23 protein-coding genes are annotated in these 23,645 nt (G+C 39.7%); 1 reads left to right on the top strand and 22 read right to left on the bottom strand.

Annotated elements, in window-relative coordinates:
- Positions 1-82 precede the first annotated feature (82 nt).
- The 16 genes from glyS to rpsU form a co-directional block, all read right to left on the bottom strand.
- Positions 83-2,149, bottom strand: a complete 2,067-nt coding sequence (gene glyS, locus M3600_RS06180) for a glycine--tRNA ligase subunit beta (protein ID WP_251644941.1) — start codon at positions 2,147-2,149, stop codon at positions 83-85.
- 5 nt (positions 2,150-2,154) lie between these two features.
- Positions 2,155-3,033, bottom strand: a complete 879-nt coding sequence (glyQ, locus tag M3600_RS06175; protein WP_233313122.1) for a glycine--tRNA ligase subunit alpha — start codon at positions 3,031-3,033, stop codon at positions 2,155-2,157.
- Between the two features lie 373 nt (positions 3,034-3,406).
- Positions 3,407-4,165 (bottom strand): DNA repair protein RecO, encoded by a 759-nt coding sequence (gene recO / locus M3600_RS06170; protein ID WP_233314703.1) that lies wholly within the window; start codon positions 4,163-4,165, stop codon positions 3,407-3,409.
- Positions 4,166-4,196: 31 nt separating this feature from the next.
- Positions 4,197-4,340, bottom strand: a complete 144-nt coding sequence (locus tag M3600_RS06165; protein ID WP_233313121.1) for a YqzL family protein — start codon at positions 4,338-4,340, stop codon at positions 4,197-4,199.
- A gap of 131 nt (positions 4,341-4,471) precedes the next feature.
- The gene (gene era, locus M3600_RS06160; RefSeq protein ID WP_237941717.1) at positions 4,472-5,392 is read right to left on the bottom strand and encodes a GTPase Era; all 921 of its coding nucleotides are present in this window, start codon (positions 5,390-5,392) and stop codon (positions 4,472-4,474) included.
- A gap of 410 nt (positions 5,393-5,802) precedes the next feature.
- Positions 5,803-6,204: a diacylglycerol kinase family protein gene (locus M3600_RS06155; RefSeq protein ID WP_233313119.1), complete on the bottom strand. Its 402-nt coding sequence runs from the start codon at positions 6,202-6,204 to the stop codon at positions 5,803-5,805.
- Positions 6,182-6,652 (bottom strand): rRNA maturation RNase YbeY, encoded by a 471-nt coding sequence (gene ybeY, locus M3600_RS06150; protein ID WP_233313118.1) that lies wholly within the window; start codon positions 6,650-6,652, stop codon positions 6,182-6,184. Before ybeY ends, M3600_RS06155 begins: the two co-directional genes overlap by 23 nt.
- Before the next feature lie 14 nt (positions 6,653-6,666).
- A complete protein-coding gene (locus M3600_RS06145; RefSeq protein WP_251644933.1) occupies positions 6,667-8,820 on the bottom strand; it encodes an HD family phosphohydrolase in 2,154 nt (717 codons plus the stop codon).
- Positions 8,821-9,110: 290 nt separating this feature from the next.
- Positions 9,111-10,076 carry a PhoH family protein gene (locus M3600_RS06140; RefSeq protein ID WP_233313116.1) on the bottom strand — a complete coding sequence of 322 codons (966 nt, stop codon included), beginning with the start codon at positions 10,074-10,076 and terminating at the stop codon, positions 9,111-9,113.
- The gene (yqfD, locus tag M3600_RS06135; RefSeq protein ID WP_251644931.1) at positions 10,073-11,266 is read right to left on the bottom strand and encodes a sporulation protein YqfD; all 1,194 of its coding nucleotides are present in this window, start codon (positions 11,264-11,266) and stop codon (positions 10,073-10,075) included. The genes M3600_RS06140 and yqfD overlap by 4 nt, the downstream gene beginning before the upstream one ends.
- A gap of 14 nt (positions 11,267-11,280) precedes the next feature.
- Positions 11,281-11,565, bottom strand: a complete 285-nt coding sequence (gene yqfC / locus M3600_RS06130) for a sporulation protein YqfC (protein WP_233313114.1) — start codon at positions 11,563-11,565, stop codon at positions 11,281-11,283.
- A gap of 94 nt (positions 11,566-11,659) precedes the next feature.
- Positions 11,660-12,106: a hypothetical protein gene (locus M3600_RS06125; protein WP_233313113.1), complete on the bottom strand. Its 447-nt coding sequence runs from the start codon at positions 12,104-12,106 to the stop codon at positions 11,660-11,662.
- 25 nt (positions 12,107-12,131) lie between these two features.
- Positions 12,132-13,133 carry a flotillin-like protein FloA gene (floA, locus tag M3600_RS06120; RefSeq protein ID WP_233313112.1) on the bottom strand — a complete coding sequence of 334 codons (1,002 nt, stop codon included), beginning with the start codon at positions 13,131-13,133 and terminating at the stop codon, positions 12,132-12,134.
- Complete coding sequence (locus tag M3600_RS06115; RefSeq protein WP_237941722.1) at positions 13,133-14,473, bottom strand: NfeD family protein; 1,341 nt, start codon at positions 14,471-14,473, stop codon at positions 13,133-13,135. Before M3600_RS06115 ends, floA begins: the two co-directional genes overlap by 1 nt.
- A gap of 158 nt (positions 14,474-14,631) precedes the next feature.
- Entirely contained in the window at positions 14,632-15,075 is a 444-nt protein-coding gene (locus tag M3600_RS06110) for a GatB/YqeY domain-containing protein (RefSeq protein WP_233313110.1), read from the bottom strand.
- Positions 15,076-15,090: 15 nt separating this feature from the next.
- Positions 15,091-15,264 carry a 30S ribosomal protein S21 gene (gene rpsU / locus M3600_RS06105; RefSeq protein WP_003152957.1) on the bottom strand — a complete coding sequence of 58 codons (174 nt, stop codon included), beginning with the start codon at positions 15,262-15,264 and terminating at the stop codon, positions 15,091-15,093.
- A 284-nt stretch (positions 15,265-15,548) separates the two neighbouring features.
- Here rpsU and M3600_RS06100 point away from each other — a divergent pair, with 284 nt between their 5' ends.
- Positions 15,549-16,469 (top strand): Na/Pi symporter, encoded by a 921-nt coding sequence (locus M3600_RS06100; protein ID WP_233313109.1) that lies wholly within the window; start codon positions 15,549-15,551, stop codon positions 16,467-16,469.
- 45 nt (positions 16,470-16,514) lie between these two features.
- On the opposite strand, the gene deoC is transcribed toward M3600_RS06100, so the two are convergent.
- From deoC to dnaK, 6 genes are all read right to left on the bottom strand, one after another.
- Complete coding sequence (gene deoC / locus M3600_RS06095; RefSeq protein ID WP_233314702.1) at positions 16,515-17,186, bottom strand: deoxyribose-phosphate aldolase; 672 nt, start codon at positions 17,184-17,186, stop codon at positions 16,515-16,517.
- Between the two features lie 100 nt (positions 17,187-17,286).
- Positions 17,287-18,639 (bottom strand): tRNA (N(6)-L-threonylcarbamoyladenosine(37)-C(2))-methylthiotransferase MtaB, encoded by a 1,353-nt coding sequence (gene mtaB / locus M3600_RS06090; protein ID WP_233313108.1) that lies wholly within the window; start codon positions 18,637-18,639, stop codon positions 17,287-17,289.
- Positions 18,640-18,650: 11 nt separating this feature from the next.
- Complete coding sequence (locus tag M3600_RS06085) at positions 18,651-19,397, bottom strand: 16S rRNA (uracil(1498)-N(3))-methyltransferase (protein ID WP_251644923.1); 747 nt, start codon at positions 19,395-19,397, stop codon at positions 18,651-18,653.
- A 113-nt stretch (positions 19,398-19,510) separates the two neighbouring features.
- Positions 19,511-20,452 carry a 50S ribosomal protein L11 methyltransferase gene (gene prmA / locus M3600_RS06080; RefSeq protein WP_233313106.1) on the bottom strand — a complete coding sequence of 314 codons (942 nt, stop codon included), beginning with the start codon at positions 20,450-20,452 and terminating at the stop codon, positions 19,511-19,513.
- Positions 20,453-20,475: 23 nt separating this feature from the next.
- The gene (gene dnaJ, locus M3600_RS06075; RefSeq protein ID WP_233313105.1) at positions 20,476-21,597 is read right to left on the bottom strand and encodes a molecular chaperone DnaJ; all 1,122 of its coding nucleotides are present in this window, start codon (positions 21,595-21,597) and stop codon (positions 20,476-20,478) included.
- A gap of 198 nt (positions 21,598-21,795) precedes the next feature.
- On the bottom strand, positions 21,796-23,628 hold the full coding sequence (gene dnaK, locus M3600_RS06070) for a molecular chaperone DnaK (protein ID WP_233313104.1): 1,833 nt from the start codon (positions 23,626-23,628) through the stop codon (positions 21,796-21,798).
- Between the last annotated feature and the right edge of the window lie 17 nt (positions 23,629-23,645).

The raw sequence follows: 23,645 nt of genomic DNA, 5'->3' as shown, positions 1-23,645 counted from the left end.
CCACCTTAGAAATAAAGCTTTAGAAAGCAAATTAAAAATAAAGCAGGTGGAGAAACCTCCACCACAGCTGCTTTATTTTTGCTTATTTAACCAAAATTTCCGAAACATATGCAAATCTTGTAATCATATCAGCAAGCTCTGACATTTGGTTTAATCTGTTTTCTTTCAAAGCTGGATTATCTGTCATTACCATCGTATTGTCGAAGTACAATGCAATCGTTCCTTCAAGAGAAGTTAGAAGTTGGAAATATGCTTCCTCATCTGTATTGTCTGTCAGTTTTTCTTTTACTGATTGCACAGCACTGTAAAGATTGCGTTCCTCTTCATTTTCGAACAGAGATGGATTTACCTGTCCTTTACTTTCCGCTTTTTTAGATATATTTATAACACGCGCTAATGCTTCTATTCCGTTTTTAAAGCCAGCATCGTTTTTATGACTGTCTAACACATTAGCTTTTCTCAGCAGGCTTGCAGGGCTTCCTAATTGATCAAAAAGAACAGCATCAATTAAATCATAGCGGATGCCTTCTTCCTGAAGGATATGCTTAATGCGCGCCTTAAAGAAGTCCATGATATTCTTTTGCAGCTCTTGCTCTGGCGTTTTTGCAATATCCTTAACATTATTCATTGCCAATTCGACAAGCTCTTCCACTGTCAAATTCCAATCTTTATCCATTAAAGTTTGCACGACTCCTGTAGCCTGTCTTCGCAATGCATACGGATCTTGTGATCCAGTTGGAATCATACCAATTGCAAAGAAGGAAACAATAGTATCAAGTTTTTCAGCAATCGCTAGTGCTGCTCCTTCATTGCTTGAAGCTGTATTATCGTCTGCGTGACGAGGCATATAATGCTCATTAATTGCCTTAGCCACAGCAGGAGCTTCTCCTTTTTGACTTGCATATTTTTCTCCCATTAGTCCTTGAAGCTCAGGGAACTCATAGACCATATTTGTTACAAGGTCAAATTTTGAAATCTGCGCAGCACGATCCGCATTTGTCTTTTCTTCAGCAGAAAAGGACAGCTTTTCAGCAATTTTGTTTGTTAGGCCTTGAACTCTTGCCACCTTCTCTGAAAGTGTGCCGATTTCTTCATGATAAACAATTGATTGAAGCTTCGTTAACAGCTTTTCAATATCCTGCTTCTGATCTTCCTTATAGAAGAAGGCAGCATCGGCAAGACGCGCTCTCAGCACTTTTTCATTCCCTTTTGCCACTTTGTCCAAATGATTATGATCTCCATTGCGGACAGTAATAAAGAAAGGCAGCAGCTTATCATCTTTTGACTTAACCGGGAAATAGCGCTGATGCTCCTTCATGCTTGTAATTAATACTTCAGTCGGAAGCTCTAGGAATGATTCTTCAAACTTTCCGTACAAAGCAGTCGGATATTCTACTAGATTATTTACTTCCTCCAGCAGATCTGCATCAATAGGAATAACCCAATCATTTTCTTCTTCAATTTTTTTAATTTGTGAAAAGATAGCCGCTTTTCTCTCTTCTGGGTTTACGATGACAAATTGGCCAAGCAGTGCTTCTTTATATTCTTTCGGAGCTGCAAAGCTGATTTCTTCACCAAGGAAGCGATGACCAGTTGATTTGCGGTCTGCCTCCACACCAGTGATGGAGAACGGAATTACTTCGTTGCCAAATAATGCAGCAATCCACTTAATCGGACGAATATAGCGAAGATCATTATTTGCCCAACGCATATTTTTAGGGAATGACAAGCTTAAGATAATGTCCTTTAATGCAGGCAGCAAATCAACAGTTGCTTGCCCTTTTATAAATTTCTTCACATGGACATATTCAACACCGTTGATTTCTTTGAAATAGATATCCTCAACAGAAGCATTTTGCCCTCTTGTAAAGCCTATCGCCGCTTTTGACCATTCCCCTTTTTCATCAAGGGCAATCTTCTTAGCTGGTCCTTTTGCTTCTTCCTCGATATCTTTTTGTGCTTCGTCAAGCTCACTTACAAGAACAGCAAGACGTCTTGGCGTAGAAAATGCTTCAACAGTGGAATATTGCAATTGCTTTTCATTCAGCCATGCTTCCACCTTCTCTTTTAAGCTGTTCATGCTGCTTGTTACAAAGCGGGCAGGCATTTCCTCTAAACCTATCTCTAGCAATAAATCTTTTTGACTCATACTAATCAAACCTCCTTGCCTTTTAAAATAGGGAATCCTAATTTCTCACGCTCTTCATAGAATGTTTTGGCCACTTTACGTGCTAAAGTTCGGCATCTTCCAATATAGCCGGTACGCTCTGTTACAGAAATCGCACCTCTAGCATCAAGCAAGTTAAATACGTGGGAACATTTTAAAACATAATCGTATGCTGGATGAACTAAGCCTTCATCCATTTGGCGATGTGCTTCTTTCTCGTAGACACTAAACAGGTTAAACAGCATATCTACATCTGAAGTTTCAAAAGTGTATTTGCTGTGCTCAAATTCAGGCTGATAGAAAATATCTCTGATAGTAAAGCCGTCTGTCCACTCTAAATCAAACACATTTTCTTTATCTTGGATATAAGAAGCCAATCTTTCAATACCGTATGTTATTTCAACAGAAACTGGCTTACACTCTAAACCGCCAACTTGCTGGAAGTAAGTGAACTGAGTAATCTCCATGCCGTCAAGCCATACTTCCCAGCCTAAACCAGCACAGCCTAATGACGGGTTCTCCCAGTTATCCTCAACGAAGCGGATATCATGCTCTAAAGGATTGATGCCAAGTGCTTTAAGCGAATCCAAGTAAAGTTCTTGAATATTATCAGGTGATGGCTTCATAATCACCTGGAATTGATGATGCTGATACAGACGGTTCGGGTTTTCCCCATAACGTCCATCTGCCGGTCTTCTGGACGGTTCTACATAAGCCACATTCCAAGGCTCAGGACCGATTGCTCTTAAGAAAGTGTAAGGGCTCATTGTTCCAGCCCCTTTTTCTACATCATATGCCTGCATTAAAATACAACCATAATCTGACCAATGCTTTTGCAATGTTAAAATCATGTTTTGAATATTCATGTCAGCTTCAGCCTCCAAAAAATTTATTTTTCTTGTCAATTGATAGAAGTCAAAAGAATTTATGTAATCATTTTTTTGCCTAAAGACAACAAAAAAACTCCCGCCCCTATGCCAATTATTGACATAGGGACGAGAGTTTACCCGCGGTTCCACCCTATTTGCTGCAGACTTGTGCAGCCACCTTCATGTAAATGTCGCTCCATGAACGCCTTCCTTAAAGCTCTTGCACCTAGCTTTCACTATCCTAGGCTCGCTGGATCAAGAGGAGTTTAAGTACTACTTTCTTTTCAACGCAACTGTTTATTTACAAAAAATATTATCTAAAAAAATTTCAATTGTCAACCTTCATCTTCATTTAAATCCTATATACTACTCACTTCGTGAAGTCACTGCCAAAGCTTTTAATCGACTGCAGAAATTTTTTTGATTTTAAATACAAACCTGAGTATTCATCATAATAGGCTGAAATAATCGTATTAAGCTCTTCTTTCGTTGCGTCTTTGACTGAAATATTACCAAGCCTTGCTAAGTCAAAATAATAAAAGACTCGCAGCAGCTTTACAGCAGCCTGGGACATTTTGTAGTGATATGGATCATGTTCGAGACAGCGATGACATAATAGGCCGCCCTCTCTTATGGAAAAGGCAAACTGACCGTCTGTTGCACCACAATTTGTGCATTTATCAAGAACTGGATATAGTCCTAGTACGTTCAGCATCTTCATTTCATAAATATTAGACAAAATCTGGGCATCATAGCCTTCATTCATATAATTTAATGTTTGCTGCAATAACTCAAAATGAAATGGATTAGGCTTCTTATCTTCTGTACAGCGGTCTGTCAGCTCAACAACATAACTTGCATAAGCTGTCAGCATGATATCTTCTTTAATGGCACGAAAACTCGTAATCATTTCCCCTTGCTGCACAAGCCCGAGACCACTTGAACGCTGCACCAAGTAGTAAGCATATGTAAAAGGCTGGGTAACAGCAGAGAGCCTGCTGTTCGTCTTCTTTGCACCTCTTGCCATTACACCAACCTTACCCCATTCACGGGTATATAATGTTGTAATCTTATTTGTCTCTCCATAATCTGTCGTTCTAATGACGATGCCTTCACATTTTTCAAGCATCACCCTCACCATCCCTATCTATGGGACAGGACTATGAGATAGGAAAATCAATATCGGCTAGTTCCTCTTCTTGTGCATTCGGTATCTCATGGTTAGCCTTTTCTAACTCCTTAAAAAGTAGATACGTATCTATGCTACCTGTTTGCGAAAAAACCTTCCAGGTAAAGTCTAACATGATAAACCCCCACCTTTTTTGATTTAATCTAGCTTAATCATTGCCTTAACCTTATCATAGCCTGTCTTTATAAAAACATGAGACGAAAATTTTGCTAATTTTATTTCTGTATATTCTATTTACGCTTTAAATTAATACTCGTCTTCTCTAAAGCCAAAGTCTCTTAATTGGGACATCTTGTTTCTCCAGTCCTTTTGCACTTTAACCCAAAGCTCGAGGAACACTTTATTTCCAAGCAGATTTTCGATATCTGTTCTTGCTCTTTTTCCAATTTCCTTCAGCATGCCGCCTTGCTTGCCGATAATGATTCCTTTTTGTGAATCCCTTTCAACAACAATTGTCGCCATTACATGCACAACATCATTTTGTTTTCTTTCCATTTTTTCAATAACTACCGCTAAAGAATGAGGGATTTCCTCTCTCGTTAAGTGCAGAGCCTTTTCCCTGATTAATTCTGAAACGATGAAACGTTCTGGATGGTCTGTTACTTGATCTGCCGGATAGAACTGTGGACCTTCTGGCATATATTTTTTAATTTGGGTTAGCAATGTTTCCACATTGTTACCTTCTAAAGCAGAAATAGGAATTATTTCTTTAAACGGGTATTTTTCCTTGTATGAGTCAATCACCGTCAGCAGTTTATCTGGGTGAATGGTATCAATCTTATTGACCACTAAGAAAATAGGCGTTTTGATATTCTCAAATTTCTCCAGAATGAATTCTTCCCCTTTTCCGAATCCTTCCTCTGCATTAACCATAAACAAGATAAGATCTACTTCTTTTAAGGTGTTTTGTGCAACCTTCATCATAAAATCGCCAAGTCTATGTTTCGGCTTATGAATTCCTGGTGTATCAATAAAGATCAGCTGAGAGTCATCTGTCGTCAGCACACCTTGCACTTTATTTCTAGTTGTTTGCGGCTTATCGCTCATAATAGCGATTTTCTGGCCGATTACACGGTTCAAAAAGGTTGATTTTCCGACGTTTGGCCGTCCGATAATAGAGATAAATCCTGATTTATGTTCCTTGTTGCTGTTATTATTTAAGTCCATTTAATGCCTCCGATAAAATTGCTCTTTAAGCAGCATTTTCGCCGCTGTAAATTTTTTTGAATGTCTGCTGATTCCTGTTTGATTGCCGGTGATGCTCTAAGGCCGAAAGACAACCGCCCATGCGCTTATTCAACTATGTTTAGTACTACAAGGAAGTAGTTAGCGCATCTGCTTCATATATTCGCCTCTTTTTGTTTTTTTACTCCAAAAGACTTTGGCTGTTCCCTATTTTATAAAAAGAAAAGAACGTTTTCAAATAAGCAGATGTAATTTCTGTATTTGCACACATATGTATATCCTTTTATAGCCCTATTAAAATTATATACTATCTTCTCTGCTGATGAAAGCTTATTAGCCAGCAAGCCTGCTAGGTAATTCTATTCAACAAACCAAAAAAGAGCAAGGGAGTTTTAAATCCCAATGCTCATGAGTTGCATTATTTCCGGTACAAAAACGAACATTCCGATTATAAGGGCAATGATGGCTGCAAACAATACTGCACCTGCTGCAATATCCTTTGCTTGTTTTGCCAATGGATGATATTTCTCTGTTACAAGATCTACAACACGCTCAAGGGCAGTGTTCATCAATTCCATACAGATGACCAGCCCTATTGCAATAGAAAGGAACATCCAGTTTTGTACAGAAATATGAAAAACAAATCCCAACAATATGACAAGCGCTGTAAAACATAAATGTATCCGTAAATTTCTTTCTTTCTTCACAGCCGATATAATGCCAATGAACGCAAGGCGAAAGGAAGATAGCTGACTGTTCTTCTGAATCCTTTTATCTTTGGAGTCCGAATTCATCTAAAATTTCCTTTTGAAGAGTAAACATTACTTCTTCATCCTCTTTTGTAAGATGATCATATCCTAACAGGTGGAGAAAACCGTGAACAGCTAGAAAACCTAGCTCGCGTGAATAAGTATGACCATATTCCTCTGCTTGCTCCTTTGTCCTGTCGACAGATATGATAATATCGCCGAGCACCCGTGGCATATCCATTCCTACAAGCTCTATTTCCCCTTCTCCAAGCTCTTCCATTGCAAAGGAAATAACATCTGTCGCCTGGTCTTTATTGCGGTATTCTTTATTGATTTCCTGGATGCGGTCATTATCGACAAATGTAACCGAAAGCTCAATATTTCCCGACAAGTTTTGTTTTTGCGCCGCAAACATCAACAATTTCTCTACTAATTCTTGGTCTGCTGCTGCCACCTTTGTAGTTTCATCAATAAAATCTATTTCTAAATTCATATTCAATTCATCCTTTACTTCTTCATGTCGGGATATTCTATTCTTGAATGAAATATCCCTTTTAATGTTTCACAGAGTGTGTTGCGAACCTGTTCTAATTCCTTTAAGGTAAGATCACAATCATCGAGCTGCCCGTCTTGAAGGCGGTCTGCAATAATATTTTTAATCAGGCTTTCAATTTGATCTGGTGTAGGGGAGCTTAGACTTCGTACAGCCGCTTCCACACTATCAGCAATTCCTATGATTGCTGCCTCCCTTGATTGCGCTTTTGGTCCCGGGTAGCGGAAGTCGTCTTCTGCAGCATCAGGATTTTTTTCTTTTGCCTTATAATAAAAGAACTTTAGCAGGGACGTGCCATGATGCTGTTCGGCAATATCAATAATCTCTTTCGGCATTTTTGAGCTTTTTAAAAGCTGCGCTCCATCCGTTGCATGAGCAATAATAATATTTTTGCTGGCAGCAGGCGGAAGACGGTCATGGGGGTTCCCCATATTCATCTGGTTTTCAATAAAAAACTGCGGTCTTTTTGTTTTGCCTATGTCATGATAATAACAGCCAACTCTTGCTAACAAACCATTTGCACCGATTGCTTCACATGCTGCCTCCGCCAAATTAGCAACCATTACACTGTGGTGATACGTTCCCGGAGCTTCAGTCAAAATCTTTCGCAATAACGGATGATTAGGGTTTGAAAGCTCAATCAGCTTCATCGTTGACAGGATGTTAAAGCCAGTTTCAAAAAACGGCAGTATCCCTATTGTCAAAACAGCCGATATAATTCCTGATAGAATGGCACTTAATAGATAAAATCCATATTCTGTTGCTTCAAGCTGACCATTTTGCATATAGAGCATGCCAAGGATTGTAATGATATTAATCAGTGCAACTAGCAAGCCTGCCTGCAAAATATTGGAACGCTGATTATGCTTTTTCAAAAAATGGATGCCTGCAATTCCCCCTGCTAATATATATATTCCAATACCGACATGGAATGCTCCTGCCGTTCCTTCATTGAACATAATCATCCCGCATACTGCTAGGGCAATGGTTACAAAGATTGCTAATTTCTCTTCAATTAAAATTTTTATCAGCATAACAGCCATTGCTGCTGGGAAGAAATAGCCGATTTCAATAATGTCCTCCTGCTGAAACAGGCTGATTGCTTTCATAATGAGAATGGAAATGATGAAAATAATCGAGAACATTAAATCATAGCCTTTAGTCCCCTTGTTTCTTCGGTCAATGCCGGCTATATAAAAGTAAAATAAACAAACAATAGACAGGACGATTAAGCCAAGTCCTAAAAACGGCTTACTCGTGTGTTCTGTATCCAGCAAGCCGACTAAACCAAGCTGACGGTAAACCTCCCTGCTAATAAGCTGTCCTTCTTCTACAAGAATTTGCCCTTGCAGTATTTTAACAGGCTCTACACTGTCTACTGCTTGCTGTCTCAGCTCCTCCGTACCTGTCGGATCATAGAATTCATTTTGGATAATCGCAAATCTTCCTAAGTCAATAACAGCACTTTTTATATCGCTGTTAATGCCGCTGCTGTTCCTCAGCTCGTCTTCCACTCGCTTTTTAGCATTTTCCACATCATCTGCCGGTATTTTGCTGCTCATAACAGAGTTAATCGCGGTGACTGTAATATCCTCTGCAATTTCGAGTTCTTCCTCAGATGAAGCAAGCAGCTCCTTAAGCGTGCTGTCCATAATCTCATTTGTTACATTTGCAGTCAGCTTTTCCTTTAGCAAAGAAAGTTTCTTATCAGGAGTAATACTGCTTGTATTCGTAGCTTTACTGTCTGTTTCTCCACTATCTGCTTCCTTATCTGCCTCATTGTTCACCTCTGTCACAGAATCGAAAATAGAGGTAATTAAATCAACACGGTTTTGGGCAATTTCTTTATTTACAACGTATACATCTTGCACTTGGTTTTTATTATCTTCTTTTTTCTTTTCCGTGCTTTCCGTATCTTCCACCGTTAAGGGAGAGCGAATCGTCTCGTTGGCGACAGTAAACACATCTACATTTAACTTTTCCGGTTTAACATTGCTGTACATCGAGAAAAACAATACCGCTCCAATAAGCACAAATAGCAAGATCCGAATTGCTGTTTTGTTTAGAAAACGGTTCTTATTATGTATGATTTTTTGAAGAAATCCCATTGTAACCTCCTAACTAACTGACAGATACCTCATGATTATATGTAAAAACTTAAAAATACTTATTAAACCTGATATTTATGTAAAATAATATCAGTTTTTCGCCATGTTTTCATCTTTTTTCTCGATATATCGCTTTACTAGCAGGGTTTAAGCGTAAAAATCCAGTTTTTTTAGCAAAAAATGACTAATATCCCTAGTCTGACCCCTACTTAGACGAAACAAACTATAGGCGCAAAGAAAAAGGCAAACCATGCTTATCTGATTAAGATGGTTTGCCTTTTACACTTACATTAGCTCTCTTGTGCATCGTATGCTCTTATTATTTTCCCAACAAGGGGATGTCTTACTACATCTGTTTCAGACATATAACTGAAGGTTATCCCTGAAACATTATTTAATATATGCTCTGCTGCCACTAAACCGGACTTAACACCCTTCGGCAAATCAATTTGAGTACGGTCACCAGTAATAACCATTTTTGAGCCGAATCCAAGTCTCGTTAGAAACATCTTCATTTGTGCTTGTGTCGTATTTTGTGCCTCGTCCAAAATAACAAACGCATCATCCAATGTTCGTCCCCTCATATATGCGAGCGGAGCAATTTCAATTGTATTTCTCTCAATCAAACGCTGAGTATGCTCCATTCCAAGTACATCATGCAAAGCATCATATAAAGGGCGGAGATACGGGTCGACTTTTTCCTTCAAGTCACCTGGCAAAAAACCAAGACTTTCCCCCGCTTCAACAGCAGGCCTTGTCAGGATGATTCGGTTCACCTTACCGCTTTTAAGGGCGCTGACCGCCATTACAACAGCTAAATACGTTTTACCCGTACCAGCTGGTCCGATCCCGAAAACTAAGTCATTTTTTTTAATGGAACGGATATATTCACTTTGTCCAATTGTTTTAACCCTGATAGATTTTCCCTTAATTGTTTTCGCAATTTCTTCATCATAAAGTGCTCCAAAATACTCCAAGGTTCCTTTTCTGGCCATTTCAATTGCATAACTGACATCGCGCTGGCTAACGGAAATACCTTTCCGTATTACCTGCAAAAGTTTTTCAACAATGTCTCCAACCAATTCAATGCTGTCTGGGTTTGTAGAGGAAACATGCAAAGTTTCGCCTCTTGTAACAATTTGGCAATCTAATTCCTTTTCGAGGATTTCCAGATTGCGATCCCCTGTTCCAAGCAAGGCTACTGCCTCTTCTGGGCCATTTAATTTTACATTCATTGTCTTTAAATCTTCTGTCATTCCAAGTCTCCTTGAGTTATAGGTTGTACTTCTGCAATATTTTCAATTGTTGTGAAATCTATATTCAGTATTACTTTACCATTCTTTACCGATTGTCGCAAAATTTTTTCTTTCTTAATTTTTCCGTCTTCGCCAATTTCCTTTTGCACATCCTTACGGGCTTTTTCCTTGCCTGCTTTAATGGCTTCTTTTTCCGTATAGCTTCTCGTCACTTCTTCCTTTTCCCTGTATGTCTTATTTGTAACCTTTATTGGCAGTTCCCATTTCAAGAACTTAAGATTTTTTTCGTTTTCCTCTTTTTCATATTCCTTGTAGTCTACCTTCCCAAAACCCCAAACAGGAATTTCAAAACCGCCTACTTTAAGGTAATGCTTTTGCTTTTCATTGCCATTAAAAACTTGGAAGGTACTTTCTAAAGGAATTGTCACAGTGGAGCTGTACCAGGTTTCTCCCCATATCTCCCCTCTGGCTGAGACGGTTTTTGTATCTTTATCTTTCCCATATGTTCCGGTTACTAATAATTGACCTTTTTTTACCACATCATGAACGCTGAAAACTTGGTCTCCTTCTTCAATGAAGTAATCTACAATCGTTGCTTTTTTAGCCGCGATAAGATTTTGCGGTTTTTCCTCTTCTACTTTATCAGGCTCATTCTTTTCCACTACTTGAAAGTGGTAAGTTGTCCCTTTTAACTCCACGCCAATCCAGGTGATTGCGTCAATATTATTGGTCAGTTCAGCTTGTATCTCGTCCAATTCTTTTGCGAAAAATTGAAATTCCCCAATTTTAATATCCATTTTATCCAGTTGCTTGCGGATTTGATATTCAGTTGCAGGATTAGCTCCCTTAATCTCAATGCCCCATACCATATTGGAAAGGGTGAGAACTAGTCCTAAGAATAAAAAGACACCAATCGCAAAGCCGCTGTTTTTCAGTATTCTTTTATAAAGAAAGGGAGCTCCAGCGCCACGCTGAAACTCTATTTTGATGCCACTCCCTCTTACAACCTCTCGGAACTTATGGATGCTTTTTAAGCCCATTTGAAACGTGATAGAGTGAGGGCCGTGTTTTTTAACACTCCAGACGGCAATCTTCTTTCTCAGCAGATTATTTAAAAAACGCTCCAGCCCTTTCCCTGTTGCTTTAACTGTTACAATCCCAGTAAAAAATTCTATCCAATGATTTTTCATAGCTTCCTCCCATGTTATTCGTTTATGTACATCACCTGATCTATTTTTCCTTCCAGCAGTATTTCCTCTGGCAAGATCGTCTTTATGACAAAGCCTTTGCCCTTTATTAAAAGCTGTCCCTGTTTTAAGAGCAGCCTTAGCTCTTTGTCTGAAAAAGTCAGCAAACCACGGTGGTTCTCAATATAAATATGGATTTGGCCAATCATTGTGATCCTGGGTAAGTCCATCATGACATCTTGAGGAAGCTCTAGGTTTTTAATCATCCAGTTCCGTACCGTATTTCCCCATTTTTTAGCCATAAAAAAAGAACCCCCTTTCATCTCATGTGTATGAGAAAAAGGAAGGTTCTAGCACCTATTTTTTAGGAAAATTCAGCATTGCTGCTAAATATTTTTACTGTTTAATCATTTGCTTCTTGCGGGTTGCAGGATGGGGCCGTTTAGCCCTTGGAGGCCCAATAATTTCCGAAAGAATGACCGCCTCAGCAAGATTTGAACCGTTAAGCAGGTCTTTTGATTCTATTGGCAGAATCTCCTGCTGTTTGTGCTCGTGCTGGCTTCGTGCGATATTTCTTTCCATCAGCTTCAGCTTCTTTTTGAGAGCATCTCTTTCTTTTTTAATGGCATCCAATTCATTCGGCACTGGCACTGTTTCTTTTCTCACAGGTGCTTCCAATGCCTGCTCCACTCTTTTCATTACTTGCTTCTTAATATCAGGCATATTAACAGGCGCGGTTTTCTTCTTCGCCTTTTTGCCATTATCCTCCTGTTTTTCTTTCTCTTTTTGGAATAAGGAGAACAGGAAGCCTACTATCACGATAATAATTGAAATATATTCCAAGAGAGACTACTCCCTTCAGCGTGCCTTACTTTTTATCTTCATCTTTATTTTCATTATTTACTTTGCCGATTGAACCTCTCATTTCCGTATCTGCGGTAATGTTCTGCAAGTTCATATAATCCATAACACCCATATTTCCAGAACGAAGAGCGTCAGACATCGCCATTGGAACTTCCGCTTCTGCCTCGACAACCTTCGCGCGCATTTCCTGAACTTTGGCTTTCATCTCTTGTTCTTGTGCAACAGCCATTGCTCGGCGTTCTTCCGCTTTCGCTTGTGCTATCTTCTTATCAGCTTCTGCCTGTTCTGTCTGTAATTCAGCTCCGATGTTTTTGCCTATATCCACATCCGCAATATCAATGGATAAGATTTCAAACGCTGTTCCAGCATCTAGACCTTTTGACAATACAGTCTGTGAGATCATGTCTGGGTTTTCGAGGACCTTCTTATGATTATTCGATGAACCGATTGTTGAGACAATTCCTTCACCGACACGAGCTACAACTGTTTCTTCTCCAGCTCCCCCTACAAGGCGCTCAATATTTGCGCGAACAGTAATTCTAGCTTTTGCTTTTACTTCAATTCCATCCATTGCTACACCGGCAATAAATGGCGTTTCAATAACTTTCGGGTTAACACTCATCTGTACCGCTTCGAGAACGTCACGGCCAGCCAAATCGATTGCAGCACAGCGTTCAAACGAAAGCTCAATATTTGCCCTGTGTGCAGCTATCAATGCATTGACAACTCTGTCGACATTACCACCAGCCAAGTAATGGCTTTCCAATTGATTGATTGTTACATTAATTCCAGCTTTATGCGCCTTGATTAACGGATTAACAACACGGCTAGGAATTACCCTTCTCAACCTCATCCCAATCAATGTAAATATGCTGATTCTTACGCCTGCTGCTAATGCTGAAATCCACAGCATAACTGGGACGAATGTCAACAGGATTCCAAGCAAGATAATTCCAATCACTACTACTGCAACCCAAAAGATTGTCGTTGCGCTTAATGCTTCCATTAATTTTCCTCCTTGTGCAGATCAATATCGGTGAATTCTCTAACGACAATTCTTGATCCTTCTGCTTTTACAATTTTAACTTTTACATCTTTTCCAATAAAGTTACCTTCACTGACCACATCAATTCGTTCGTCTCCAATAACAACCGTTCCTGAAGGACGAAGCGCAGTCATTGTTATACCTGTCTTGCCAACAAGATCATTTCTTGTTTTATTGGAAACATATCCTTCTTCCGTACTCGTAGAGTCTCTCAGCACAATTTTTTTGAAGAATTTCATTTTTCTACCAAACACCTTTACTAAAAGAATAGTGGCGATAATCGATACAGCTATCGCAATACAAATGCTAATGGCAATATGATAAGCATTCCCTCCGGCAAGAAAGATACTGCCTATAATTGCAACAATGCCCAATGTTCCAGCTATTCCGCCGACTATAAAGAACTCCAGCAGAACAAGAAGTATCCCTACAGCAAACAGAATGATTGTTTCATATCCTGCAAGCCCTGAAACAAGGTGGCCATAGAAGAACAAAAGCAGGGAAGAGATTCCCACAAAGCCAGGAACACCAAAACCTGGAGAAAACAACTCAAATATCAAACCAAGACTGCCAATTGATAACAAAATCGGAATAATGAGCGGATTTGTCACAAAGCGTGCCACTTTGTCGGCAAAGCTTTCATCCATTCTTTCGACTTTTGCATTTTCCATGCCCAGCTCACCAAGCAGTTCATCCAAATTAGAGACTGTTCCATTTGAATAATCAACGTGAAGACTTTCTGCAGCTGTCAATGTAAGAAACTCATTCTCATCATCACCGAGCTCTGGTATGGCAATCGATTTATCAGCCATAGCCATCGCATAACGAGGGTCTTTGCCCCCTTTTTCAGCGGCTCCTCTCATCGCAGACAACCAGTATGATTGCGCTTTTTCGCCGGCAGTGTTTCCTTGTCCATCTATGATACCAGCTGCCCCGAATCTTCCGCCCTCATCCATATAAATCATATCTGTATTTAAGGCAATATAAGAGCCTGCAGAGATAGCATCCTGATTGATATATGTGACTGTCTTTATCTTTGTTTCAGAAATCGTCTTTCCGATCGCAGCAGCTGCATCAACTGCTCCCCCAGGTGTATCCATGTCAAAGATAATAACGTCTGCCTTTTTTTCTTCTGCCGTTTTGATACCCCTGTCGATAAACTCACTCAGGCCTTTTTCCACTGTATTCTTTATTGGAATGATATAGACTAATGATTGGTCGTTAGCAAAACTGACTACAGGAAAAAAGGATAATAATAAACTAAAAAGAAAAGGCAAAATCAATATTTTTTTCCTATTCAAGTTCCTCCTCCTTTCCTGAACATCGTGGCTATAGTAAATATACGATTAACTTTTAAAAAAGTTTCATACATTTATTATTATTATAGACTTCTTCATAACTTTCCAACACAATGTAAAAAGGCTGCAGTCTGAGACTGCAGCCTTTAAAACAATTTCATTTATGAAAGGTGTTGTTGTACAAGTTTATTTACTAGTGAACCATCTGCTTTACCTTTAACCTTTGGCATTAAAGCAGCCATCACTTTTCCCATATCTTTCTTTGAAGAAGCTCCAGTTTCTGCAATTACAGAAGTAACGATTTCTGTTAACTCCTCTTCTGAAAGCTGTTCAGGCATATATATTTCAACATGCTTTAACTCCGCACGTACTTTGTCAACAAGATCTTGGCGACCTGCTTTTTCAAACTCATGGAGGGAGTCCTTGCGTTGTTTCACTTCGCGAGAAAGGACAGTTAACTCATCCTCTTCAGAAAGATCTCCGCCAATCTTAATGCTTTCATTTTGAATGGCAGCTTTCAGCATTCTGATATTAGTGAGTTTATCTTTATCTTTGTTTTTCATCGCTTGCTTCATATCATTGTTTAAGCGTTCGAGAAGACTCAATTAATACACCCTCTCTTAGAACTTACGTTTTCTTGCTGCTTCTGATTTCTTCTTACGTTTAACACTAGGCTTTTCATAGAATTCGCGCTTTCTAGCTTCCTGCAAAGTACCAGTTTTTGATACTGAACGTTTGAAGCGACGAAGAGCATCTTCAAGCGATTCGTTTTTACGAACGACGGTTTTAGACATTCTCTTTCCCTCCCTCCGAAACACAACACACTAACATCAACATGGATTCCATGTACCTTGACATTATAATATATCAAGGAAGCAAGGTCAACTGTATTTAGCCTTGTACCGAAAATTGTTTTCATTTTTTTTGTGATTTCTAAACAAGTATCCCTCATTGTCCATCCTCACACTTATATATTACCACAAAATAGAACTTTAAATCTTGTATATTTCTATCATTTTGCATTTTTAGCATGTCCATTTCCTTTCTTTCATATATTTTTTTGAAGGAGTGAACATTCATGCTTTATATTGGACTATTTATCATCATGATATTGTTATTTATTTATGGAATGACGTTGCTGCGGACAGGCCTTTTCAACCTCTCTTCCCATTCACTTAAAGCCTTATTAGAGAAGCTTACCAATAAGCCTTGGAAGGGCATGGTTGCTGCAATAATCATCACTGCTGTCCTGCAAAGCAGCTCTGCTGTTATGGTGCTGACAATCGGATTAATTGCTGCACGGGTATTGACCTTTCCTCAGTCAATCGGCATCATTCTCGGAACAAATATCGGCACGACCTTTACGACGGAATTTATCACCTATGATATTAGTGACTTTTTGCTTCCATTAGCAATAATCGGAGCTGTTTTCATACTAGTCAACAAACATAAACTAAGAAGTATCGGGTTTGTATTATTCGGGATAGCGATTGTCTTTACGGCAATGAAAGGATTTAAACATTTTGCGTCCATCATTCAAGACAACCCTTTTATGCAGACCTTCCTCGCTCATTTATCTGACCGGATTATTTTGGCTTTAGCTGTCGGAATTCTCCTGACAGCATTAATTCAGTCAAGCACCGCAACAATCGGAATTATCATGGGCTTTTTGACTGCTGATATGCTGAGTATTGAAGCCGGAATTGCAATTATGCTTGGCTCTAATATCGGCACCTGTATAACCTCCTATCTTGCATCTATCGGCGCCGAAAAGCAGGCAAAGCTTTGTGCATATGCTCATATTTGGCTTAATGTCGGCGGGGTGCTTCTGTTCTACCCGTTCATTGGCCAATTAACAGATGCTGTGGAATATATGACGAGTGCTAAGGACGTTCAGCTTGCACATGCAAGCCTTTTATTCAATGTGCTGTCCTCTATCCTTGTCCTGCCGTTTGCTGAACAGTTCGGGAAATGGATTATGAAGCTGCATAAGGTTTAGACGCAATAAAAAAAGGATGGACCCTAATGGGTACCATCCTTCTTCTTAGTAGTCGCTGTTGCTTGTTAGTCCGTTAACAATCGCAACACCAGAACTTGCGCCAATGCGAGTAGCTCCAGCAGCAATCATTTTCTCCGTATCTTCACTGCTTCTTACACCACCGGAAGCCTTAACACCGATATCTGGTCCAACTGTTTTTCTCATAAGAGCAATATCTTCAACCGTTGCTCCACCTGTTGAAAATCCAGTAGATGTTTTCACAAAGTCAGTTCCTGCTTCGACTGCTAAAACACATGCTTTTTCTTTCTCTTCATCAGTCAGCAGACTAGTTTCAATAATTACCTTTGTAAGTGCTTTGCCTTTTGCTGCATCCACTACTGCTTTAATGTCTTCTTTCACAAGGTCATAGTTCTTGTCTTTAAGTGCACCAATATTAATAACCATATCAACTTCCGTTGCTCCATTTTCAATAGCATTCGTTGTTTCAAACGCTTTTGTTGCAGAAGTAGTTGCGCCTAATGGGAAACCGATAACAGTACACACTTTTACTTCCGTGCCTGCCAATAGCTCACTAGCATATTGAACCCAAGTTGGGTTTACGCATACTGAAGCAAAGCTGTATTGTTTTGCTTCCTCACATAATGTTTTAACCTGTTCTTTTGTTGCGTCTGCTTTCAATAAAGTGTGATCGATCATTTTTGCAATTTGGCTGCTCATCATTAATGGCTCCTTTTACATGGTATGTATGATTTTTGTCATTAGAAAAGCATCGCTTCAGATGCTTTTCCACTCTTTGAAACTGTTGTACTGCTGCTAATTATACAATCGCTTTTTCTGTTTCTGTATATTCTTCCAATAATCGGACGAATTGACCTTCGTTAACTGGATAGCCTGCTTTAGTAATTTTCACTTTTACGATTTGGCCAACCATCTCTTCTGTTGCCGGAAATACTACTTTCAGATAGTTATCTGTATAGCCGACATACAAATCGCCGTTTCCAGATTCCTTATATACTTCCTCTGGAATCACTTCCACGACTTCGCCTTCGTAATTAGAAGCATATTCTTTAGCAAGCTGGTCTGAAAGGGCAATCAGCCGATGAACTCGTTCGTTTTTCACATCTTCATCAATCTGGTCTTCCATTCTAGCTGCAGGAGTACCCGTTCTTTTTGAGTAAGGGAAAACATGAAGCTCAGAAAACTTATGCTCTTTAATGAAGTTGTAAGTTTCCATAAATTCTTCTTCTGTCTCTCCTGGGAAGCCGACAATTACATCAGATGTGACAGCGAGACCAGGAAGCGCCTCTTTAAGACGAGTGATTCTTTCTGCGAAGAACTCCATTGTATACTTTCTTCTCATTCTCTTCAATACAGTATCAGAACCGGATTGAATCGGAATATGAAGATGATTTACAATTATTTTCGAATCATTAAGAACCTCAATGACCTCGTCCGTAATTTGGCTTGCTTCAATGGAAGAAATACGAAGTCTCTTTAATCCTTTTACTTGTGATTCTAAATCACGAAGCAATCTTGCAAGATTATAGTCTTTCATATCCTCGCCGTAACCGCCTGTGTGGATACCTGTAAGAACAATCTCCTTATAGCCTGCATGTACAAGCTGTTGAGCTTGTCTGATTACTTCCTGCGGATCTCTTGAGCGCATTAAACCTCTAGCCCATGGGATGATACAGAATGTGCAGAAATTATTACAGCCCTCTTGGATTTTCAAAGATGCTCTCGTTCTGTCCGTGAAAGCTGGAACGTCTAATTCCTCATACACTCTGTTTTTCATAATATTGCCGACTGCATTAATCGGCTGGCGTTCTTCTTTATATTGCGTGATGTAATCAAGCATTTTCACACGATCCTGTGTTCCAACAACGATATCTACACCAGGAATAGCCATGATTTCTGCCGGCGATGTTTGCGCATAGCAACCAGTAACACAAATGACTGCGTCGGGATTTTTGCGAACAGCCCGTCTGATTACTTGACGACTTTTTTTGTCTCCTGTGTTTGTAACCGTACATGTATTAATGACATAAACGTCAGACATGTTCTCATAATCTACTCTTTCGTATCCTTGCTCTTTAAATAATTGCCATATAGCTTCTGTTTCATAATGATTTACTTTACAACCTAATGTGTGAAAAGCAACTGTTGGCATTATATTTCACCTCATCCATTCATTAATTCAAAATGATAGGAAACAGCGGAAAGCAAATACAATGGTGCTGTTTCCGTCCTTAATATTCTTGGTCCGAGTCCACAGGCAATAAAGCCGTTGTCTGTCAGAAGCTCGACTTCCGTATCTGTAAGGCCGCCTTCTGGGCCAAATACAGCAAGAATCGACTGCCCCTTCTTCATAGAGGAAAGCGCTCTCGCTAGATTAGCTGATTCTAAAGCCTTAGCTTCTTCCTCATAGGCAATGATTAATACATCATAATCAGCGGCCATCTTTATTAACTCTTTTGGCGAAACCGGGGCTATTACATTGGGAATCGCAGCGCGGTGTGACTGTTCTGCCGCTTCTTTTGCAATCTTGTTCCAGCGGCTGATTTTTTTATCGGACTTTTTTGCGTCCCATTTAACAATCGAGCGAGATGCAATAAAAGGGATAAACTCGTGCGCACCTAATTCTGTGCCTTTTTGGATAATCCATTCTAGCTTATCCCCTTTTGGCAGGCCGCTTACTATTGTTACCTTGACAGGGAGTTCAATGTCTTCCTCTACCCATTGTATCACCTTTGCCACTACTTCGTTTTCGGTAATATTTTCAATTTTACAGCGGGCGGTTTGCTGATTTGAATTGACACAATAGATTTCTTCATCAAGCTTCATGCGCATGACCCTTGTAATATGATGGAAGTCATCTTCTTTTATTAGGAATGTGTCCTCTACATTTTCCGCAAAATAACGTTGCAATGCATAAAACCTGCCTTTACATATAATCAGGAATAATTTGACAAAGCACTACTTAAGCATTATAAGCATGCTAAAAGAAGTTTGCAGTGTATCAAACAAACTTCTTTTTTACCTTACTTTCCTTTTTTCGCTGTGATGCTGATCCAATCTTCCATTTGAACCGTTTCAACAATTTCAAGACCTGATGCTATAATCGCTGCTTTCACTTCTTCTTTTTTCTGAAGAATGATTCCTGATGCGATAAAATAGCCATCCTGTTTTAATAAACGGTAAACATCATCCGTAAAGCGGACTATCACCTCAGCAAGGATGTTCGCCACAATGACGTCTGCCTCCTCGCTGATACCGTCAAGCAAATTATTCTGCTGAACATGAGCCGTTTCATGCACTTTGTTCAGTTTAAGATTAAGTTTTGCTGACTGAACAGCCACTTCGTCTAAATCAAGGGCAAGAACAGATTTAGCTTTAAGCATAGCTGCTGCAATGCTCAGAACACCTGAACCTGTGCCGACATCAATGACAGCATCCCCTTTTTTTACTATTCTCTCCAAAGCCTGGATACATAATACAGTCGTTGGATGTGTCCCCGTACCAAATGCCATGCCTGGATCCAATTCAATGATTAGTTCATCACTGTGAACTGGTGAATAATCTTCCCAAGTTGGCACAATAGTGAATTTCTCCGAAATCTTAACAGGATGGTAATATTTCTTCCATGCTGTTGCCCATTCTTCTTCATTCACTTCCATAATGGAAACTTTATTTAAACCAATATCAATATTAAAAAGGATCAAATTATTGATTGCCTCTTTAATTTCCTCTACCGTTTCTCCCAAAAAGCTGTTGATGGGAAGATAAGCTTTTACCAATACGCCTTCTTCTGGATAATCGTCAGGATTGAGTTGGTAGATTTCGCCAAAACGGTCTTCTCTTTCTTTAATCAAATCGAAGGGATCTTCAATTACCACCCCGCTTGCACCTGCTTCATGCAATATGTTTGAAATAGGTTCAATCGCTTCATTTGTTGTATGAATTGTGATTTCAGACCATTTCATTTTCTACCAACTCCAATCAATCTTTATTCACCTTTAAAGGCTCTTTTAACTTTTGAAAAAAAGCTTTCTTCTTCTTCCCCTTGAGGAGCATTTCCTGTTACCTCTGCAAATTCCTGCAGCAATTGTTTCTGTTTATCGGATAGTTTTGTCGGCGTAATCAAGCGGACAATAACATGCTGATCCCCTGTACCGTAGCCGCGCACATTGGCAATACCTTTACCTTTTAGACGGAATTTCGTTCCTGTCTGTGTTCCTGCCGGCACTTTCAATTTCACTTTACCGTGCAGTGTTGGTACTTCCACTTCATCACCAAGGGCTGCTTGTGCAAACGTAATAGGCATTTCGCAGTATACGTCCTCACCATCACGCTCAAAGAACTCATGTGTTCTAACATGGAACACCACATATAAGTCCCCTGCAGGTCCGCCATTAACGCCTGGTTCCCCTTGGCCGCTGACGCGAAGCTGTTGACCGTCATCAATTCCAGCAGGAATTTTCACTTTAATCTTACGGCGTTTTTTCACTTTACCTGTTCCGCCACATGTTCCGCATTTATGTTTAATTTCTTTACCAGTACCATTACAATGCTGACAAGTTCTTCTGTTAACAATTTTTCCGAATGGCGTATTTTGCTCCACATTCAATTGCCCTGTACCACTGCAATGTTTACATGTTACAGGTTTTGTTCCAGGCTTAGCACCTGTTCCGCTGCATGTTTCACAAGTTTCCTCACGCGGAATTTCAATTTCTGTTTCTTTTCCAAAAGCTGCTTCCTCAAAGGACAGAGTCATTGTGTACTGCAGGTCTGCTCCTTGTCTTGGTGCATTCGGATCACGTCGGCGTCCGCCGCCGCCAAAGAAACTGCTGAAAATATCTTCAAAGCCAAAGCCGCCGAAGTCTCCAGCTCCACCACCAAAGCCTTGGTTAGGATCTGTATGGCCAAATTGATCATAATGGGCACGTTTTTGATCATCGCTAAGTACTTCATACGCTTCTTTTACTTCTTTAAACTGATCATCTGCTCCCGGATCTTTATTAATATCCGGATGATACTTTTTTGACAGCTTACGATATGCTTTTTTGATTTCATCCTTGGAAGCCGTTTTTGCAACTCCAAGGACTTCGTAGTAATCTCGCTTATCCATTTATGATTGCCACTCCCCGATTCTTTTCACATAGATGATATTGTATCATTTTGCATTTCTAATGTACAATAGTTTATTCTAAACGATTAAAAAAAGCCTTTACTTTTATAGGTTAGAAAGGAACGCTAAAAATTAGCTCTCATAAAGAAAAAGCCAAAGCCAAGGATAACCTGACTTTGACTTTTCGAAAATTAGTGCTTATTTGTTGTCGTCATTAACCTCTTCGAATTCTGCATCAACTGCATCATCGTTTTTGCCAGCAGATTGACCTTCAGCACCTTGTGCTGCTTGTGCTTGTTTAGCTGCTTCTTCATAAAGCTTTGCAGAAAGGTTTTGAACGATTTCTTGAAGCGCATCTTTTTTCGCACGAATTTCTTCTAATTCGTTTTTCTCGATTGCTTCTTTAAGCGCATCTTTCGCTTCGTTCGCTTTTGCAACTTCGCTTTCGTCCACTTTGCCTTCCAAGTCTTTTAGTGTTTTTTCTGTTGTGAACACTAATTGGTCAGCTTCATTGCGCAATTCTACTTCTTCTTTGCGCTTTTTATCAGCTTCTGCGTTTTCTTCTGCTTCTCTAACCATTTTATCGATTTCTTCATCAGATAATCCTGTTGAAGACTTGATTGTGATAGTTTGCTCTTTGTTAGTTCCAAGATCTTTCGCACGAACATTCACAATACCGTTTTTATCGATATCGAAGCTAACTTCGATTTGTGGAATTCCACGTGGTGCTGGCGGGATGTCAGTCAATTGGAATCTACCTAATGTCTTGTTATCTGCAGACATTGGGCGCTCCCCTTGAAGAACATGAATGTCAACAGCTGTTTGGCTGTCAGCAGCAGTAGAGAACACTTGTGATTTAGATGTCGGAATTGTTGTATTGCGTTCAATAAGCTTTGTGAATACGCCGCCCATTGTCTCAATTCCCAATGAAAGTGGTGTTACGTCAAGAAGAACTACGTCTTTAACATCACCAGTGATAACTCCACCTTGAATAGCTGCACCCATTGCAACTACTTCATCAGGGTTAACGCCTTTATGCGGCTCTTTACCGATTTCTTTTTTGATTGCTTCTTGTACAGCAGGAATACGAGTAGAACCACCGACAAGAATTACTTTATCGATTTCAGAAGCGCTTAAACCAGCATCTTTCAACGCTTGACGAGTAGGACCCATCGTGCGTTCAACTAGATCAGAAGAAATTTCTTCGAATTTAGCGCGGGACAATGTTACTTCCAAGTGAAGCGGTCCAGCTTCACCAGCAGTGATGAATGGAAGCGAAATTTGTGTAGATGCTACACCAGACAGATCTTTTTTCGCTTTTTCTGCTGCGTCTTTCAAACGTTGAAGCGCCATTTTATCCTTGCTTAAGTCAATTCCGTTTTCTTTTTTGAATTGATCTACTAGATAGTCAATAATTACTTGGTCAAAGTCATCTCCGCCAAGACGGTTGTCACCAGCTGTAGATTTAACTTCGAATACGCCGTCACCCAATTCAAGGATGGAAACGTCGAAAGTACCGCCACCAAGATCGTATACTAGGATTGTTTGATCTTCATCTGTTTTGTCTAGACCATATGCAAGTGCTGCTGCAGTAGGCTCGTTAATGATACGCTCTACTTCAAGTCCAGCGATTTTACCTGCATCTTTGGTTGCTTGACGCTCAGCATCGTTGAAATAAGCAGGAACTGTGATAACAGCTTTTGTTACCTTTTCACCAAGATACTCTTCTGCATAGCCTTTCAAGTATTGAAGGATAATCGCAGAAACTTCTTGAGGTGAATAGTTTTTGCCTTCAACTTCCACTTTATAGTCTGTCCCCATATGACGTTTGATGGACATGATTGTGTTAGGGTTTGTAATAGATTGGCGCTTTGCCACTTCCCCAACTTGACGCTCTCCATTTTTAAATGCAACTACGGATGGAGCAGTGCGGTTACCTTCTGGATTCGGGATAACTTTTGGTTCTCCGCCTTCCAATACAGCAACACATGAGTTTGTTGTACCTAAATCGATTCCAATAATTTTACTCATGGAAAAATTCCCTCCAA

Source organism: Niallia sp. MER 6, assembly GCF_023714395.1.
Taxonomy (GTDB): Bacteria; Bacillota; Bacilli; order Bacillales; family Cytobacillaceae; genus Niallia.
The sequence above is the reverse complement of the archived record's forward strand: the minus strand, read 5'-3'. Positions and strand labels throughout refer to the sequence as shown.